The sequence below is a fragment of the Nitratireductor sp. StC3 genome (assembly GCF_003015025.1).
Lineage (GTDB): Bacteria > Pseudomonadota > Alphaproteobacteria > Rhizobiales > Rhizobiaceae > Mangrovimarina > Mangrovimarina alexandrii.
Genome location: NZ_PYBP01000019.1, coordinates 26,103 through 42,394, shown reverse-complemented (window position 1 = coordinate 42,394; position 16,292 = coordinate 26,103). Strand labels below are relative to the sequence as shown.

Below are 16,292 nucleotides of genomic sequence, written 5' to 3'. Positions count from 1 at the left end.
CTGCATCGACCGCACACGAGCCTTGAGGGCCTCACACCGAACGAATTTGCAACCCGGTCACGAATGGACCACAACGTGAACAGCGCTAGCCTATGAATGGGTACATTCAGGGGAGCACGTCATAGGGTATGAAATTTTCTTCCTAACAAGAGGAGAAAGCATTTTTATTGGCTGAATATTTTCTCTGCTAAGGTATGTAATTCCTTGTTGATGCCATGTATGCATCATCGTTTCTCGAGAAAACGCCTTTTTTATATGCCTAATATGAATCAGAGCGTCCTTTTTGTAATCTTCGTCAATTTCTAGGTTATTTATAATTTCTCCTAATTGATCTGCTCGCTCGGAAAGGCAGAAGATAATCTGGAAAAATTCGGTAGACCATGTTGGTACAGAAAAGTGCTCTGCTAGATGGTCGTCACCACGTTTGTTGGAAGGTTTTGAGAGGCGTTCGCATGCGTCCGCAAGCTCACGCGCAGGGTCAGTCACTGATAGCATCAAAGCACCAATTTAGCATGTGTCATGTGTCGGTATCTTTGGCGAATTAACTTAGCGTGGATTACAGCACAAATTCAGCAGTTGGATAAGTACTTTGCGCTCTGCAGATTTGAAATAGCAGAGGAAAATTCTTCCGAAGTGGGAGTACCGGTCTTCGCCGCCGCTTGCCGCGAGCGGAACTCATTGGTGACCTGCCAAAATTTGGGGATGCTAAGCCTCGGCGAGCCTAGGAAGGCGTCGGCCTTAAACACGGCGATCACCTCGGCGGCGGCTCTCGTGGTGGCCAAGGTGATGGAAGAGGGCGCTTTCTGCACCAGCCTCGCCGCTGCCCATAGCGCCGTCGTCCTGCGGCCCTTCGACAGGCTCAAGGCTCGGGAGGCGGGCTCCGGCGTCGCTGGCCATGTTGCTGGCGGGTGCGACGGCGGCACCCCTTCGCACCCCTCTCTTGCGTTTTCCAGGCACGTGCTCGGGGGCAAGCCCCTCGCACATGCGGGAAAACGCTTTCTCTCCCGCAAGGGGAGAGATAGGGCGCCGGCGCGCGACCTTTTGGCAGCCCGCTTGGCCGGTCGACGCCGGCGGTTGGTTATCCTGCCCGCAAGGGGAGAGGCCTAAAAATAATCCTGCAGCTTGCGGACCTCGAGCGAGCCGGCCTTCAAGGCGGCGATGGCTTCGGCGACGGCTTCGGCGCCGGCCATGGTGGTGTAATAGGGCACTTTCTGCATCAGCGTGGCGCGGCGCAGCGACTTGGAATCCGACACCGCCTTCTGGCCGTCGGTGGTGTTGAAGACCAGCTGCACCTGGCGGTTGCGGATGGCGTCCTCGATATGGGGGCGGCCTTCCAGCACCTTGTTGATCTTTTCGGCCTCGATGCCGTTTTCGCGCAGGAAGCGGGCGGTGCCGCCGGTGGCCAGCACCTTGAAGCCGATATCGGCAAGCCGCCTGACGGCCGGCAGCACGCCGGGCTTGTCGGCGTCGCGCACCGACACGAACACGGTGCCCGAGCGCGGCAGGTCGACGCCGGCGCCGAGCTGGGCCTTGGCGAAGGCGAGCGCGAATTCGCGGTCGAGGCCCATCACCTCGCCGGTCGACTTCATTTCCGGGCCCAAGAGGATGTCGACGCCGGGGAAGCGGGCGAACGGGAACACGGCCTCCTTGACGGCGATGTGGGCGAGCTTTTCGGGATCGGGCCTTCCGCCATAGGCGGCGAAGGTGGCCTCCAGGCTCTCGCCGGCCATGACGCGGGCGGCGATCTTGGCGATCGGCCGGCCGATGGTCTTGGCCACGAACGGCACGGTGCGCGAGGCGCGCGGATTGACCTCGAGCACAAAAATCTCGCCGTCCTTGACGGCGTATTGCACGTTCATCAGCCCGCCGACCCCGAGCGCGCCGGCCAGGGCCGCCGTCTGGCGCTCGAGCTCGGCGACGGTGTCTGGACCCAGCGTGTGGACCGGCAGCGAGCAGGCCGAATCGCCGGAATGGATGCCGGCCTCCTCGATATGCTCCATGATGCCGGCGACATAGGTCGCGGCGCCGTCGGACAGGCAGTCGACGTCGACCTCGATCGCGCCGGCCAGATAGGTGTCGAACAAAAGCGGGTTCTTGCCGAGCAGGGTGTTGATCTGGCCGGTCTTGTCGTTGGGATATTTCTGCTTGATGTCCTCCGGCACCAGGCCGGGTACGGTGTCGAGCAGATAGGTCTGGAGCTGGCCTTCCTCGTGGATGATCTGCATGGCGCGGCCGCCGAGCACGTAGGAGGGGCGCACGACCAGCGGAAAGCCGAGCTCGCCGGCAACGAGGCGGGCCTGCTCGACGGAAAAGGCGATGCCGTTCTTCGGTTGCTTGAGGCCGAGCCGGGTCAGAAGCTTCTGGAAGCGGTCGCGGTCCTCGGCCAGGTCGATCATGTCGGGCGCGGTGCCCAGGATCGGGATGCCGGCCCGTTCCAGCGCCTCGGCGAGTTTCAGGGGCGTCTGGCCGCCGAACTGGACGATGACGCCGACCAGCCGGCCGGCGGCCTGTTCGGCGCGCAGGATTTCCAGCACGTCCTCGTCGGTCAGCGGCTCGAAATAGAGCCGGTCGGAGGTGTCGTAATCGGTCGACACCGTCTCGGGATTGCAGTTGACCATGATCGATTCGTAGCCGGCGTCGGCGAGCGCGAAGGCGGCGTGACAGCAGCAATAGTCGAACTCGATGCCCTGGCCGATGCGGTTCGGGCCGCCGCCGAGAATGACGACCTTGTCGCGGTCCGACACCTTGGCCTCGTCGGCGGGCGCGCCGGCGAACGGCACCTCGTAGGTGGAATACATATAGGCCGTCGGCGAGGCGAACTCGGCCGCGCAGGTGTCGATGCGCTTGTAGACGGGGTGGACGGCGAGCGCGTGGCGCGCCTTCCTGACCGCCTCGGCGTCGAGGCCGGCGAGCGAGGCGAGGCGGGCGTCGGAAAAGCCCATCGCCTTCAACATGCGCAGGTTCTGCGCGTCGGCCGGCAGGCCGTGCTCGCGCACGCGCTGCTCCATCGCCACGATCGCGGCGATCTGTTCCAGAAACCAGGGGTCGATGGCGCACATGGCGTGGATGTCGGCGAGCGAGGTGCCCATGCGCATGGCCTGGGCGACTTGGCGCAGCCGGTCGGGCGTCGGCGTGCCGAGGGCGGCGCGGATGGCGTTGCGGTCGTCGTCGCTGTCGCTGCCGGGGCCGACGCCCGGAATCTCGATCTCGTCGAGACCGGTCAGGCCGTTTTCGAGCCCGCGCAGCGCCTTTTGCAGGCTTTCGGCAAAGGTGCGGCCGATCGCCATCACCTCGCCGACCGACTTCATCGCCGTCGACAGGACCGGCTCGGCGCCGGGGAATTTTTCGAAGGTGAAGCGCGGGATCTTGGTGACCACATAGTCGATCGACGGCTCGAAGGAGGCCGGGGTGGCGCCGCCGGTGATGTCGTTTTCCAGTTCGTCGAGCGTGTAGCCGACCGCCAGCTTGGCGGCGACCTTGGCGATCGGGAAGCCGGTCGCCTTGGAGGCGAGCGCGGAGGAGCGCGACACGCGCGGGTTCATCTCGATGACGACCATGCGCCCGCTCGCCGGGTCGATGGCGAACTGGACGTTGGAGCCGCCGGTCTCCACCCCGATCTCGCGCAGCACCGCGATCGAGGCGTTGCGCATCACCTGGTATTCCTTGTCGGTGAGGGTGAGCGCCGGCGCCACCGTGATCGAATCGCCGGTGTGAACGCCCATCGGGTCGATGTTCTCGATCGAGCAGATGATGATGCAGTTGTCGGCGCGGTCGCGCACGACCTCCATCTCGTATTCCTTCCAGCCGAGCACCGATTCCTCGATCAGCACCTCGGTCGTCGGCGAGGCGTCGAGGCCGCGCTCGACGATCTCGAAGAACTCGGAGCGGTTGAAGGCGATGCCGCCGCCGGTGCCGCCGAGCGTGAAGGAGGGGCGGATGATCGCCGGCAGGCCGACATGGTCGAGCGCGGTCGCGGCGACGGCCATGGCGTGGGCCATGTAACGCTGCTTGCGGTCGCCCTCGCCGAGATTCCAGCGATTCTCGAGCTCGTCGAGCGCGGCGTCGAGCGCGTCGCCCGACAGCGTGTCGCGCAGGCCGGCGCGCTCGGCCTCGTGGGTCTTGCGGTCGGCGTCCTTGACCTCGGTGGCGTTGGCGAGCACCGATTTCGGCGTTTCCAGCCCGATCCTGGCCATCGCCTCGCGAAACAGCGCCCGGTCCTCGGCCATGTCGATCGCCGCGGCGTCGGCGCCGATCATCTCCACGCCGTAGCGTTCCAGCACGCCCATGCGCCGCAGCGACAGGGCGGTGTTGAGCGCGGTCTGGCCGCCCATGGTCGGCAACAGCGCGTCGGGACGCTCCTTGGCGATGATCTTGGCCACCACCTCCGGCGTGATCGGCTCGATATAGGTGGCGTCGGCCAGCTCCGGGTCGGTCATGATGGTGGCCGGATTGGAGTTGACCAGCACGACGCGGTAGCCCTCGTCCTTCAGCGCCTTGACCGCCTGGGTGCCGGAATAGTCGAACTCGCAGGCCTGGCCGATGACGATCGGCCCCGCTCCGATGATGAGAATGGAGGCGATGTCGGTGCGTTTGGGCATGGCGGTCTGTCCGTTCGAACGTTCTTGCGCGAGGACCCGGCGCGGGGCGTCTCCGGGGTGCGCGTGTGGCGCATCGCGGAGCCCGGTCGGTGCGCAAGAGAAAATCTTGTCAGGCTAGGCGGGCCTTATAGGGGAGAGAAAACCGCGAGGGAAGAGCCGAAAGCGGCCGCAACGACGCAATCCAACACACAAACCGGCCGCGCGGCCATGCACGCCTAGTCGGTTTCGCCGGCGCTGCGCCGCGTGGCCGCGTTTTCGTGGACGCGGAAGCGGGGAGTTGGCGTGTTTCTTGGCGCCGCGCACGGAGCGCGCCATGCCGCGGCGGCCATTGGAAAGGTCGAATTCGGCGGCCGCATGGATGCGCCTGTCGGCGAGCACGCCGTGTTTGGAAAAACCCCGTGCCGCCCTTTTTAACGATGCGTGCCGGCGCTGACGCCGCATCGATGATTGGTTCTTATGAAAAAACCATGGCACGACAAGATGGCGATTGCCGGGCAGGCTGCGCCATGGCAGCGGTCGTGCGGGGGCAGCCGGCGCGGTTCGTCGACCCGGCAATCGGACGGGTCGCGAATCGGGGGCGCGGTCTTTAGGACAAGGCTGTCGGCCGGCGTACCCGGCCCTTTCAGACGAGAGCGAGGTGGGTCGTGACCCAAAAAACCGCAGGCGCGTGTTTGTGCGGCGCCGTCGCATTCGAGATCAGCGGCGCGTTCGAGGCGTTTTTCCTGTGCCATTGCCGGCGGTGCCGCAAGGATACCGGCTCCGCGCACGCGGCCAATCTGTTTTCCTCCACCGCGACGATCGCCTGGCTGTCGGGGCAAGACAAGATCAGGACCTACCGGGTGCCCGGGACCCGGCACGAAAAGAGTTTTTGCACCGAATGCGGCTCGGCCGTTCCAACGCTACAGGCAGACGGCGCCCTGCTGGCGGTGCCGGCCGGAAGCCTCGACAGCCCGGTGGAGATACGGCCGACCGCGCATATTTGCTGCGCGAGCCGGGCGGACTGGGATACGGAGCTCGGGGCGGTTCCGACACTTGACGGGCTGCCGGGATAGGGCTTTCGAGCCGGCCGGACGCCTATTGCGCGGCGAGCGTTGCGACCAGCGCCTTGGCCCGGGCGACGGCTTTTTGCGCGGTCGCGGCCGCTTCCGCGTCGTCCAGAGATCGCAGCTTCGCCAGACCGCTTTCGCACAGCGCCAGGGCCTGGCGCGCGGCCGCCAGGTCGGCGTGGTGGCGGGCCTTTTCGGTGCGCACCTCGCAGGCGGTGTTTTCGAAATAGCCGGCGAAGGCGGGCAAAGCGGGCGCCCGCGCCAGGGCGGTGGCGGCCATCTCCTCGGCCAGCGCCAGGCGGCCTGCGTCGAAATCGGCGCGCAGGCCCTGGACGATGACGAAGGCCAGCGTGTTGGCGGTGAGCGCGATGCCCTGCTGGTTGTCGACATCTTGCATATGGCGGTTGATCCGGATTCCGGCCGCGACCGCGCGGTCGATGTCGCCGGGGCTGCCGGTCGCGAGCGCCAGCCTCGCGGCCGCGTCGGCGTAGTGCGCGAAAAGCTCGACGAACGGGACCGGGTTGGTCGCCGGCGCCTGCCACGCCTCGTAGTGCCCGATCGCGGTTTGCAGCAGGTCGACGCCCTGGCGCAATCCCTCGGCATCGTCATTAAGGGCGGCCAGCGCCTGCACCGCCTTGCCGAGCTCGGCCTGCGCGAAGGTCGCCAGTTGCGGCTCGGCGGCCGGGTCGAAGCCCTCATGGGCGGCCCTGAGCCCGGCGACGGCCTCGCGCAGCATGGCGGCATCGCCGCGGCGCTGGCCGATGCCGGCGCGGACCCGCGCCTTTTGCAGGCGGACCAGCCGGAGCTGTCGCGGATTGGAGCCGGCGAGGGGGGCGCTTTCGACGGCGTCGAGCGCGTCCAGCGCCGCGGCGAGGTGCCGCGTGCCGTCCTCGCGCAGGCCGATCGCCACCAGGGTCAGCGCGCGTTGCCACGCTGCGTCGAGGGCGGCGGCCCGCGCGCCGGCCTGGCGGAAAATCGCCAACGCGGCCTCGTGCGCCTCCAGCGCGGCGGAAAGCCCGGAGAGGTCGCCGAAACGGTCGGCCCATTCCAGGCCGATCCGCCCGCCGGTGGTGGCGATCTCGGCCCAGAGCAGGGGAAAACGCTCGCGGTCGAACAGGCCGGCGGTCATGGCGTTCATCTCGGTTGCCGTCGACAGGGCCTCGGTCGTGTTCAGGCGCATGGCGAGATCGAGCGCGATCTGCGGCGCGCGCACCGCGTAGCGCGCCGACACCGGATCGATGTCGCCGTCGGTGTCGAGCATGGCGACAAGCGTGCCGAGCTCGCCCTGCAAGGCGGCGAAAAGCATCGAAGAGGGCGCGGCCGCCCAGCGATAATAAAGCGCCTGCACGTGCCGGAAACGCGCCTCGGCCTCCGTCGCCCGATCCCCGGCCTGGCGGGCGAGGGCGGCGGCCGCGGCGAATTTCGTCCCGACGTCGGCCAAGGCGGCGGCGTCGCCGGCCGTCAACGCGATTTGCCCGCCGGCGCGCCCCGTATCGAGCAAAAGCCTGGCGCGCTCGCCGGCCGGCAGCGCCTCGGCGTCGGCGCCGGCCGTTTCGAGCACGTCCAGCGCTTCGTGTATGGCGGCGTCGTCGCCGGTTTTGGCGCCGCGCAGCATCAGGGCGCGGGCCAGGCCATGCGCGAAACGGGCCCGCTCGCCGGCGGGCAGGCCATCGCCATCGAGCAGCGTCTCGCGCGCCAGGCGTTCGGCGGCGGCGAGCGAGGATCGCGATCCCTTCAACTCGGCATCGGTCAGGCGCGCGGCGATTTCCGCGCGGCGGTAGTCCAGCGCTTTCTTGTCGTCCCAATCGGCGAGGATGGCGCGGGCCTCGGCATAGTCGTCGGCGGCCTCGGCGTGGCGGAAGAGCAGTTTTTTGGTCTCCGCGCTGCGGGCAAAGACCGCCGCATCCTCGGCAATGCGGTCGCGCAGGGCGGCGATCTGCCGGTCGCGGGTCGAGCGCAGCGCCGCGACGCGCTGCTTGGCGCCGTCGCGCAGCCGATCGGCGGTTTCGAGCGCGCCTTCCAGTTCGGCCTCGTCGGCCAGGCGCGACAGGCGCTCGATCTCCGGATCGGGATTGGCGAGGGTCGCGTTTGCCCGGCGGTTTTCGGCGAAGCGGCCGATTTCGGCGCGCAGCCGCGCCTCGACGGCGGCGGGGTCGCCGGTCGCCTCGACGCCGAGCGCCTGCATCATGGCGAAGACGACGCTCATCGGCACCTCGCCGCCGCGGGCGAGGTTCTCGGCCTGGGTGCGCCGGACCGCCGGCAGGTCGGCGATGGTCAGGAGCAGGCGCCGGCGCTCGGCGAGGATCTCGCCCGGCGGCCCCTCGACCGGCGCGGGCGCCTCGCCGAAATAAAGCAGGCGGCGCAGGCTGGCATTCGTCCACGGAAGCTGTCGGCCGTCGGTCTTCAGATAGACCTCCTCGGCCACCATGCGCATGACGGTGCCGAATTCGGTGCCCGCCATGGCGGAGACGTGGCGCAGCAGCGCGGCCGCGTAGGGGCTGTTGTCGCCGGCGCCGTCGAGCGCCGGGCGGCCCGGCTCGGCGGCGAAGCCGATCACCATGCCGAGCGGGCCCGTGCTCGTCCCGGCCGGCGTGTCGGCAAGGGCGCGGGCGCCGCGCGTCTCGGCCAGGCCGCCGGCCGAGACCGGCACCGGCTGGGCGCCGGCGGTGCGTTTCAGCGTCGCGCCGGGCGGGAACGGATTGTCGCGGCAGGCGTCGAGCAGCAGGATGGTGACGGCCACGCTCTCGCGCAGCCGGGCGAGAATGTCGTTGAGCGGCACGAGGCGCTCGGACGCCGCGCCAAGGGCCGACAGGTCGGCGTCGACGGGGATCAGGAAATTCTCGCCGCCGGCCTCGATGCCGTGGCCGGCATAATAAAACACCGCCACATCGGCCTCGGCGGCGTCTTCCACGAAGCGGTCGAGATCGCGGGCGAGGTCTTTTGCGTCGCGGTCGGTGCGGCGCACGGACTCAAAACCGAGATCGGCGAGCAGCTCCTCGATCGCGTCGGCATCGTTTTCGGGATTGGCGAGCCTTGGCAGATGGGCATAGTCGCCATTGCCGATCACCAGCGCCACGCCGCGCAGGGCGCGCGCGTCGTTCTGGGCGGCGGCGACCGCCGGCAGGGTGAAAAGGGCACACACCAGCGCCAGGCCCGCACAAAGGAGCCGCAGCCGCATGCCCGAGACAGAACCGCCCATCAAGGACCCCGGTTTGCGTTCACAGGCACTGTGCCGGGCGGCTGCGGCAAGAGCAAGGCGGCGGGCGGGACCGGCGCGGGCGGGCGCACCCACACGCGCCCCGCGCCGGTCGTCGTCGGCCCGCCGCCGGTCGCGCCCGCTCAGGGGGCAGGCTGGCGCGCGCGGCCGAGGGCCGGCAGGATGCGGGCGAGGATGCGGTCGCGCTTGACCAGCTGGTGATAGAGCGCCGCGGCGACATGAAGGCCGGTGAGGACGATCAGCGCCCAGGCCAGAAATCCGTGCGCGCGGCGCGGGGCCAGGCCGGAAAAATCGGGCAGGGGAGCCGGGTCGCCGAAGAACAGCGGGCCGACCGCGCCCGACACGGCGATGGTGGCGATGCCGCTGGCGGCGGCGAGCAGGATCACCGGATAAAACAGCCAGTGGACGAGGCGCGCGGCCCTGGCCTGCCAGGCGGCGCCGCCGCCGACGGGCTCGGGATGGCGGTCGGCGAAGACCCACCACAGGATGCGCGCCAGGGTGAGCGCGAAGACGATCACCCCAAGGCTAAGATGAAGGCGCAAGAGAGCGGCCGTGCCGGAGGCGCCGGCCATCGCCTCGAGCCGCAGGCCGCTCGCCACGAGGGCGAAAAGCACGAACGCGGACAGCCAGTGCAGGCTGGCCGCGACGCTGCCGCAACGATGTTTGGTGCTGGTGAGAGCCATTGCGATCGTCTCCTTGATCGACGCGGGAACTGCATGTTATATAGCATACGATGTAATTAAATAGCAAGCTATGTAATATGGATTTTGTCCGCAACCGATCGGCCGGCTACATGACCAACTGGGCCGCGCGGCTTTTTGCCCGCGCCATCGACCGGCGGCTGAAGCCGCTCGGGCTCGCGTCCGGCCATTTGCCGGTGTTTTTTGCGCTCGGCCAAGGCGCGACCATGACCCAGAAGGCGCTGGCCGCGGCCGCCGGCATCGAGCAGCCGACCATGGCGGCCACGCTGGCGCGCATGCAGCGCGACGGGCTGATCCGCCGCGACCCCGACCCCGCCGACGGGCGCAGCGCGCTGGTGTCGCTGACGCCGGCCGCGCTCGACAAGGCGCCGGCGGTGCGCGCGGCGGTGGCCGCGGTCAACGGCGCGGCGCTGGCTGCGCTCGACGAGGCCGAGCAGGCGGCCTATCTGGCCGCGCTCGCCAAGATCGTGGCCGCGCTGGAGCGGGCATGACAATATGGGCCGCCTGTTGCCGTTGCGGCTTTCTTGCCGCCGCACGGCGTCGTAGGATCGGCGCGCGCTTCGACGGATTGACCCGGATCAAGGGCGAGCGGGCGCAAAGGGGGCATGAAACGGGCGCACGCACGGAGGGTTTGCGATGTTCTTGACACGACGTGTTCTTATGGCCGCGATCGGCGCGGTGTTGGTCGCGGCTTCGGCCTCGACGGCGTCGGCCGATACTTATCTCGGCTCCTACGTGGCGCGGCTTTCGCCCCATGATCACGAGGCGAGCGACGGCTATCCGCTCGACAACGCCGCGCAGGTCGTGCGCCAGGATCGGGCCAACTACCACAAATTCGGCTGGATCGATGCGGAGGACACCGGCGATTCGTGGTTCGCCTCCGCCAAGGCGCGGGAGCGTCTGCAAGCCATGCTCGAGCGGCGCGGGGCGATGGATGCGCGCACCCGCCGGGCGATCATGAACGGCACGCCGCTGATCGAGGTCGAGGTCTACCGGCGCAGCGTCAAGGTGTTCCTGCTGCGGTGATGCCGGCCCGTCCTGCCGCCGGAGGGGAGGCGTGACCAGCCGTCGACCGCTTGACCGGACGCGCTTGCGCCTCACGGCCCTGCTCGCCGTCGCCGCGCTGTTGGCGGCCTGCGCCCATGCGCCCCAAAACGCGCCCGGCGATGCCGGGACCGGGCCGGACAACCCGCTGGCCGGGTGCTGCGAGACGCCCGAGCGCTCGCCCGCCTGGCTGGTGGCGCTCGCCGAGCCGGCGGCGCCCTTGATCGGAAACGTGATCGGCCGGATTGCCTGGCGCGGCGGCTACCTGGCCGGCGACGACAAGGCGCTGCGCCTACTCGGCGAGCGGATGCGGCCGCTCGACGTCGTCGTTGTCAGTTCCAAGGGCCGGCTGTCCGGCAACACCCTGCCGGGCCTGTTCGTGCACGCGGTCACCTATCTGGGCACCGAGGCGGAGCTGCGCCGGCTCGGCGTGTGGGGCCACCCGGCGGTGCGGCCGCACCAGGCCGCGATCCGCGCCGGCGCGGTATTCGTCGAGGCCGACTATCGCGGCGTGCACCTGTCGCGGCCCGAGGCGGTGCTCAACACCGACCGGCTGGTGCTGCTGCGGCCGAACCGCACCGGCAAGGGCGGGCGCGCGGGCGCGGCGGCGCGGCTTGCCGGCCATGTCGGCGGGCCGTTCGATTTCAATTTCGACGGCGACGATCCCGACCGGCTGTTCTGCACCGAGCTCGTCGGCCACGTCATGCCGCAACTCGCGCTGGCGTCGCGCCACGCCTATGGGCGGCGCATCATCCTGGCCGACGAGATGATCGCCGACGCGCTGGCCGGGCGCAACGGCTTGCGGGTGGTGCTTTATCTGAAGGGCGATCGGCAAGGCGTGCTCAAGCCGGGCCGGGCCGCTTTGGCGCGCGATATCGGCGCGGCCTGGAGCGGGCAGCGCCCGACCGGGAGACGATGCGCCTTCGGGCGTTGAGCAGCGGACGGCACGCGAGGCGAGACGAACACGACTTGATGGGTTAAAACCGTCGCGAAAGCATGCGTTCCCCCTGGCGGCGGGCGCGGCGGACTGGCTGGGAGGGTCGACATGCGTTGGCGCGGCAGACGACAAAGTTCCAATGTGGAAGACCGGCGCGGCCGCTCCGGTGGCGGCGGGTTCGGACGCGGCGGCGGCGGCGTGCGCATCCCGGTCGGCCGGATCGGCGGCGGCGGCGGGATTTCGGGCATCATCGTCTTGGTGGTGCTGTTCTTCGCGCTCAGGGCCTGCGGCATCGACCCGCTGGAAATATTGTCGCAAGACACCGGCGGCGCGCCGACCGGCCAGCAGCAGACGCGGGCCAGCGACGAGGCGGCGCAGTTCGCCGGCGTGGTGCTGGCGGAGACGGAAGACGTGTGGAAAGGCATTTTCCAGGCCGAGGGCGCGACCTATGCCGAGCCGAAAATGGTGTTGTTTTCGGGCCAGGTGCGCTCGGCCTGCGGCTTCGCCTCGGCCGCGTCGGGACCGTTTTATTGTCCGGGCGACAAGAAACTCTATCTCGACCTGAATTTTTTCGACGAACTCGCCCGCCGTTTCGGCGCCTCCGGCGATTTCGCCCAGGCCTATGTGATCGCGCACGAGGTCGGCCACCATGTGCAGAACCTGATCGGCGTGCTGCCGAAATTCAACGCGATGCGCCAGACAATGAGCCAGGCCGAAGCCAACCAGATGTCGATCCGCGTCGAGCTGCAGGCCGACTGCTTCGCCGGCATGTGGGCTCACTACACCGCGCAGAAGGGGCTGCTGGAGGCCGGCGATATCGACGAGGCGCTCAACGCCGCCAACCAGATCGGCGACGACACGCTGCAACGGCGCACGCAAGGGTATGTCGTGCCCGAAAGCTTCAACCACGGCACGTCGGCGCAACGGCGCGCATGGTTCTCGCGCGGCCTGGAGAGCGGCCGGCTCGACGCCTGCGACACGTTTAACGGTCCGGTCTGAGGCCGAAGCCGGACGCCGCGCCCAAGGCCGGGAAACCACCCCGGTCCGGGGCCGTTCGCCAAAATTCGTTATGAAGCCGTTAAGCCTGCCGGTTATCCGCGCATTAATGCGGCTGTCCTACACTTGCCCCTTGCAAATTGCCGAGGGGGTTTGGCATGGCACGGTCTCTGCTTCAGCTTTTTTGCCGTGACGAAAGCGGCCATTACGGCATGATGATGGCGCTGGCGATGCTGCCTTTGCTGCTCGCCGGCGGCACGGCGCTCGACTTTGCCTCGATCAGCGCCAGACAGGCGCAGCTGCAGCAGGCGATGGATTCGGCCGCGCTGGCGATCGCGCGCGAGGGCGAATCGCTCTCCGACGCGGAAGCCAACACCATCGCCAATCAGTTCCTGACGACGAATTTCGACCCGCGCTTCGCGGAACTGGATATCAATCGCAGCGGCACCAAGGTCGACATCAAGGCGACGGCGCGCGCCAACCTGACCTTCGGCTCGCTGCTGGGCTACGAGAACTGGAAAGTGTCGGCGCGATCGGCGGCTGACCTTGCCTATACCAACTACGAAATCGCGCTGGTGCTCGACACCACCGGCTCCATGGCCGGCGGCAAGCTGACCGCGATGAAGGATGCGGTGCTGGGATTGGTCAACACCATGTCGGCCCAGGTCAAGGGCAAGGACAAGCTGAAATTCGCGGTGGTCCCGTTCGCCAATTTCGTCAATGTCGGCCCGCATTACGGCCCGCAATTCAAAAAGAACGGCAAGGTCAAGAACAAGACCGGCGCGAAGTGGCTCGATCTCAAGGGGGACGCGGAGCTTCCGCAGGTCGAGCTGCAGAACGGGCTGAGCCGGTTCGAGCTGTTCAACCATCTCGGCGAAACATGGGCAGGCTGCGTGGAGACGCGCTACGGCGGCGGCAAGGTGGCGCATGACGTCGAGGACAGCGCGCCGAACAAGAAGGACGCGGCAAGCCTGTTCGTGCCGGCCTTCTCGATCGACGAGCCCGACGAGAAGGGTTATTCCAACAGCTATATCAACTCGGATGCGGACCCGCTCGACAAGAGCGCTGCCGGCAAGGCCAAGAAGCTGTTGAAATACGGCGTGACCGCGCTCGCGCCGCTCGATCCCGGGCTCGAATGGCTGCCGGCGGATGCCGAGATGTCGGGCGGACGCGGGCCGAACCGCGATTGCGTCACCCAGCCGATCATGCCGCTGAACACCGATTTCAGGGCGATCGTCGACAAGGTCGAATCGCTGACGGCCAACGGCAACACCAATATCATGGAAGGGGTAGCCTGGGGCATGCGGGTGCTGTCGCCGCACGAACCGTTCACCGAAGGGCGCGATTCCAAGCAGATCGGCGTCGAGAAGATCATGATCGTCCTGACCGACGGCTCGAACGTGTTCGGCAACACAAGAAACGCGCTCGGGTCGCGCTATTCCAGCCAGGGCTATCTGGTCGACGGGCGGCTGGGCATCACCGCCGGTTCGTCCTCCGACACCAACCGGCTGATGAACGAAAAGACGCTGGCGGCGTGCGATAACGCCAAGGCGCAGAACATCATCGTCTACACGATCAGGCTCGAGGAGCCGGATGTGAAGACCGGCATGATGCTCAAGGATTGCGCCTCGAGCTCGGCGCATTTCTTCGACGCGCCGTCGCGCTCGCAGCTCGACGAGGTGTTCGAGGAAATCCGCGACCGAGTGGTGCGGCTGCGGTTGACATCGTAGCGCGAGGAGGCACGAACGGAGCGGGGCAGGGCGGCTTTCGGGCCGCCCTTTTCTTGTTTGCGGTTAAATTTCGCCCCAGCCCGCAATCACCGCATCGGCCTCGAATTCAACAAGCCATTCCGGGTTCACGAAACGGTCTATCGCCATGATCGTGTCGACGGGCCGCACATCCTTGAAATATTCCTTGCGGACGTCGATGGCCGCTTTCCAGTTGTCGATATCGGTGAGGATGACGCGCGTGCGCACGACGTCGTGCAGCCCCGATCCGGCGCGCTCGAGCGCGTCCTTGATGATTTCGATACACTGGCGGGTTTGCGCGGCAACATCTGCGATGCCGACGGTCTTGCCGTCGGCGCCGACGGGCGCGGTACCGCCGATCGAAATGAACGGGCCGACGCGCACCGCGCGCGAAAACCCGACGATCGCCTCCATCGGGTTGCCGTTGGAAATCAGTTCCCTGTCGAATTGCATGGCTCGGTCCTCCAACACCTGCCGAAACAGAATGCGGAGCCGGAGGCCGCGTTGCAATCGTCTTTGGCGTTAGCGCTCGGCCAGCGCCGGCTCGTTCTTGCGCGCGCGGATCAAATTGACGAAGCGGCGGAAGAGGTAATGCGAATCCTGCGGGCCGGGCGAGGCCTCGGGATGCTGCTGGACCGAAAATACCGGCCGGCCCTTGACGGCGATGCCGCAATTGGAGCCGTCGAACAGCGAGACATGGGTCTCTTCCACCGTGTCGGGCAGCGAGGCCGAATCGACGGCGAAGCCGTGATTCATCGACACGATCTCGACCTTGCCGGTGGTGTGGTCCTTGACCGGGTGATTGGCGCCGTGATGGCCCTGGTGCATCTTGACCGTGCGCGCGCCGAGCGCCAGCGCCAGCATCTGGTGGCCCAGGCAGATGCCGAACACCGGGATGTCGCTTTTCAGAAGTTCGCGAATGACGGGCACGGCATAGTCGCCGGTGGCGGCCGGATCGCCGGGGCCGTTCGACAGGAAAATGCCGTCGGGATGCATGGCCAGCACGTCCTCGGCGGTGGTCGTGGCCGGCACCACGGTCACCTCGGCGCCGAGACCGGCCAGAAGCCGCAATATGTTGCGTTTGACGCCATAGTCGATCGCCACGATATGCATGGTCGGCGCGTCCTGGCGGCCGTAGCCGTCGCCGAGCCGCCACGGCGTCTCGGTCCAGGTCGAGCTCTGGCCGGAGGTGACCTCCCTGGCCAGATCGAGCCCGACCAGGCCCGGCCACTCGGCCGCCCGCCGCTTCAACTCGGCGCGGTCGAACACACCGTCGCGCGCATGGGCGATCACGGCGTTGGGCATGCCCTTTTCGCGGATCAGCGCGGTCAGCGCGCGGGTGTCGATGCCGCACATGGCGACCATGCCGCGGCGTTTGAGCCAGGCGTCGAGATGCTCGCCGGCGCGATGGTTGGACGGGTCGGTGAGATCGGATTTGAACACGGCCCCGACGGCCCCGGCGCGCGCGGCCGGCGTCAGATCCTCGATATCCTCGTCATTGGCGCCGACATTGCCGATATGCGGAAAGGTGAAGGTGACGATCTGGCCGGCATAGGAGGGGTCGGTGAGGATTTCCTGATAGCCGGTCAAGGCGGTGTTGAAGCAGACCTCGCCGACCGCGATTCCCTCGGCGCCGAGGCCGGTCCCCTCGATCTCCGTCCCGTCGGCCAGAACGAGCAGGGCCGTGGCGGGCGTCACGGTCCAGGCCGCGGTCGATTGCGTCATCTCTACTCTCCGTCAGGTCGGCCGCCCGGGCTTGAAAGACGAGCGGCCAAAGGCCATATGGCGCGAAGAAACGCACGCGACCCACGGCAAGCCGTCGATCCGTGCGAACAGGTATACGTCCATGCAAGGCGCGGACAATAGGCGAAGCGCGGGCGCCGGTCAATCGGTGAAGATTGACGCAAGGGTAAAAGTTTTATCCAATAAAACCAATAACTTAAACTTTCACAAACGGTTTGCCTCAGCCGAGTCGGGGCGCTATGGTGCATGGCCGCGAATGGAG

Annotated in this window: 12 protein-coding genes; 6 read left to right on the top strand and 6 right to left on the bottom strand. The window is 67.5% G+C overall.

Translation table 11 applies throughout. From position 1 onward, the window contains the following. Positions 1-569: 569 nt before the first annotated feature. Entirely contained in the window at positions 570-809 is a 240-nt protein-coding gene (locus C7T96_RS23970; RefSeq protein ID WP_127599097.1) for a hypothetical protein, read from the bottom strand. Between the two features lie 294 nt (positions 810-1,103). Further along, on the bottom strand, positions 1,104-4,598 hold the full coding sequence (carB, locus tag C7T96_RS22845) for a carbamoyl-phosphate synthase large subunit (protein WP_106573565.1): 3,495 nt from the start codon (positions 4,596-4,598) through the stop codon (positions 1,104-1,106). A 644-nt stretch (positions 4,599-5,242) separates the two neighbouring features. Here carB and C7T96_RS22840 point away from each other — a divergent pair. Next, positions 5,243-5,650: a GFA family protein gene (locus C7T96_RS22840; protein ID WP_106573564.1), complete on the top strand. Its 408-nt coding sequence runs from the start codon at positions 5,243-5,245 to the stop codon at positions 5,648-5,650. A 22-nt stretch (positions 5,651-5,672) separates the two neighbouring features. Here C7T96_RS22840 and C7T96_RS22835 read toward each other — a convergent pair whose 3' ends face one another. Together C7T96_RS22835 and C7T96_RS22830 are read right to left on the bottom strand one after the other, a co-directional pair. Next, positions 5,673-8,843 carry a caspase family protein gene (locus C7T96_RS22835; protein ID WP_106573563.1) on the bottom strand — a complete coding sequence of 1,057 codons (3,171 nt, stop codon included), beginning with the start codon at positions 8,841-8,843 and terminating at the stop codon, positions 5,673-5,675. A 140-nt stretch (positions 8,844-8,983) separates the two neighbouring features. Then, on the bottom strand, positions 8,984-9,544 hold the full coding sequence (locus C7T96_RS22830) for a cytochrome b/b6 domain-containing protein (protein WP_106573562.1): 561 nt from the start codon (positions 9,542-9,544) through the stop codon (positions 8,984-8,986). Between the two features lie 110 nt (positions 9,545-9,654). Here C7T96_RS22830 and C7T96_RS22825 point away from each other — a divergent pair, with 110 nt between their 5' ends. The 5 genes from C7T96_RS22825 to C7T96_RS22805 all read left to right on the top strand — a co-directional run bounded on the left by C7T96_RS22825 (position 9,655) and on the right by C7T96_RS22805 (position 14,269). Next, positions 9,655-10,053 (top strand): MarR family transcriptional regulator, encoded by a 399-nt coding sequence (locus tag C7T96_RS22825; protein ID WP_238719868.1) that lies wholly within the window; start codon positions 9,655-9,657, stop codon positions 10,051-10,053. 145 nt (positions 10,054-10,198) lie between these two features. After that, positions 10,199-10,588, top strand: coding sequence for a hypothetical protein (locus C7T96_RS22820; protein WP_106573560.1), 390 nt, complete (start codon positions 10,199-10,201; stop codon positions 10,586-10,588). 31 nt (positions 10,589-10,619) lie between these two features. Further along, entirely contained in the window at positions 10,620-11,540 is a 921-nt protein-coding gene (locus tag C7T96_RS22815; RefSeq protein WP_146149227.1) for a hypothetical protein, read from the top strand. Positions 11,541-11,651: 111 nt separating this feature from the next. Then, complete coding sequence (locus C7T96_RS22810) at positions 11,652-12,542, top strand: neutral zinc metallopeptidase (protein WP_106573558.1); 891 nt, start codon at positions 11,652-11,654, stop codon at positions 12,540-12,542. A 155-nt stretch (positions 12,543-12,697) separates the two neighbouring features. After that, positions 12,698-14,269 carry a pilus assembly protein gene (locus C7T96_RS22805; protein WP_245414228.1) on the top strand — a complete coding sequence of 524 codons (1,572 nt, stop codon included), beginning with the start codon at positions 12,698-12,700 and terminating at the stop codon, positions 14,267-14,269. A 63-nt stretch (positions 14,270-14,332) separates the two neighbouring features. On the opposite strand, the gene C7T96_RS22800 is transcribed toward C7T96_RS22805, so the two are convergent. Next, entirely contained in the window at positions 14,333-14,740 is a 408-nt protein-coding gene (locus C7T96_RS22800; protein WP_106573557.1) for a RidA family protein, read from the bottom strand. A gap of 69 nt (positions 14,741-14,809) precedes the next feature. Then, positions 14,810-16,012, bottom strand: coding sequence for a glutamine-hydrolyzing carbamoyl-phosphate synthase small subunit (gene carA / locus C7T96_RS22795; protein ID WP_106573556.1), 1,203 nt, complete (start codon positions 16,010-16,012; stop codon positions 14,810-14,812). Positions 16,013-16,292 lie beyond the last annotated feature (280 nt).

What these genes read in the sequence shown, in the direction of transcription:
- carB (WP_106573565.1), bottom strand. Translation starts at nt 4,598, where the DNA reads ATGCCCAAACGCACCGACATCGCCTCCATTCTCATCATCGGAGCGGGG.
- C7T96_RS22835 (WP_106573563.1), bottom strand. Translation starts at nt 8,843, where the DNA reads ATGGGCGGTTCTGTCTCGGGCATGCGGCTGCGGCTCCTTTGTGCGGGC.
- C7T96_RS22830 (WP_106573562.1), bottom strand. Translation starts at nt 9,544, where the DNA reads ATGGCTCTCACCAGCACCAAACATCGTTGCGGCAGCGTCGCGGCCAGC.
- C7T96_RS22825 (WP_238719868.1), top strand. Translation starts at nt 9,655, where the DNA reads ATGACCAACTGGGCCGCGCGGCTTTTTGCCCGCGCCATCGACCGGCGG.
- C7T96_RS22820 (WP_106573560.1), top strand. Translation starts at nt 10,199, where the DNA reads ATGTTCTTGACACGACGTGTTCTTATGGCCGCGATCGGCGCGGTGTTG.
- C7T96_RS22810 (WP_106573558.1), top strand. Translation starts at nt 11,652, where the DNA reads ATGCGTTGGCGCGGCAGACGACAAAGTTCCAATGTGGAAGACCGGCGC.
- C7T96_RS22805 (WP_245414228.1), top strand. Translation starts at nt 12,698, where the DNA reads ATGGCACGGTCTCTGCTTCAGCTTTTTTGCCGTGACGAAAGCGGCCAT.
- C7T96_RS22800 (WP_106573557.1), bottom strand. Translation starts at nt 14,740, where the DNA reads ATGCAATTCGACAGGGAACTGATTTCCAACGGCAACCCGATGGAGGCG.
- carA (WP_106573556.1), bottom strand. Translation starts at nt 16,012, where the DNA reads ATGACGCAATCGACCGCGGCCTGGACCGTGACGCCCGCCACGGCCCTG.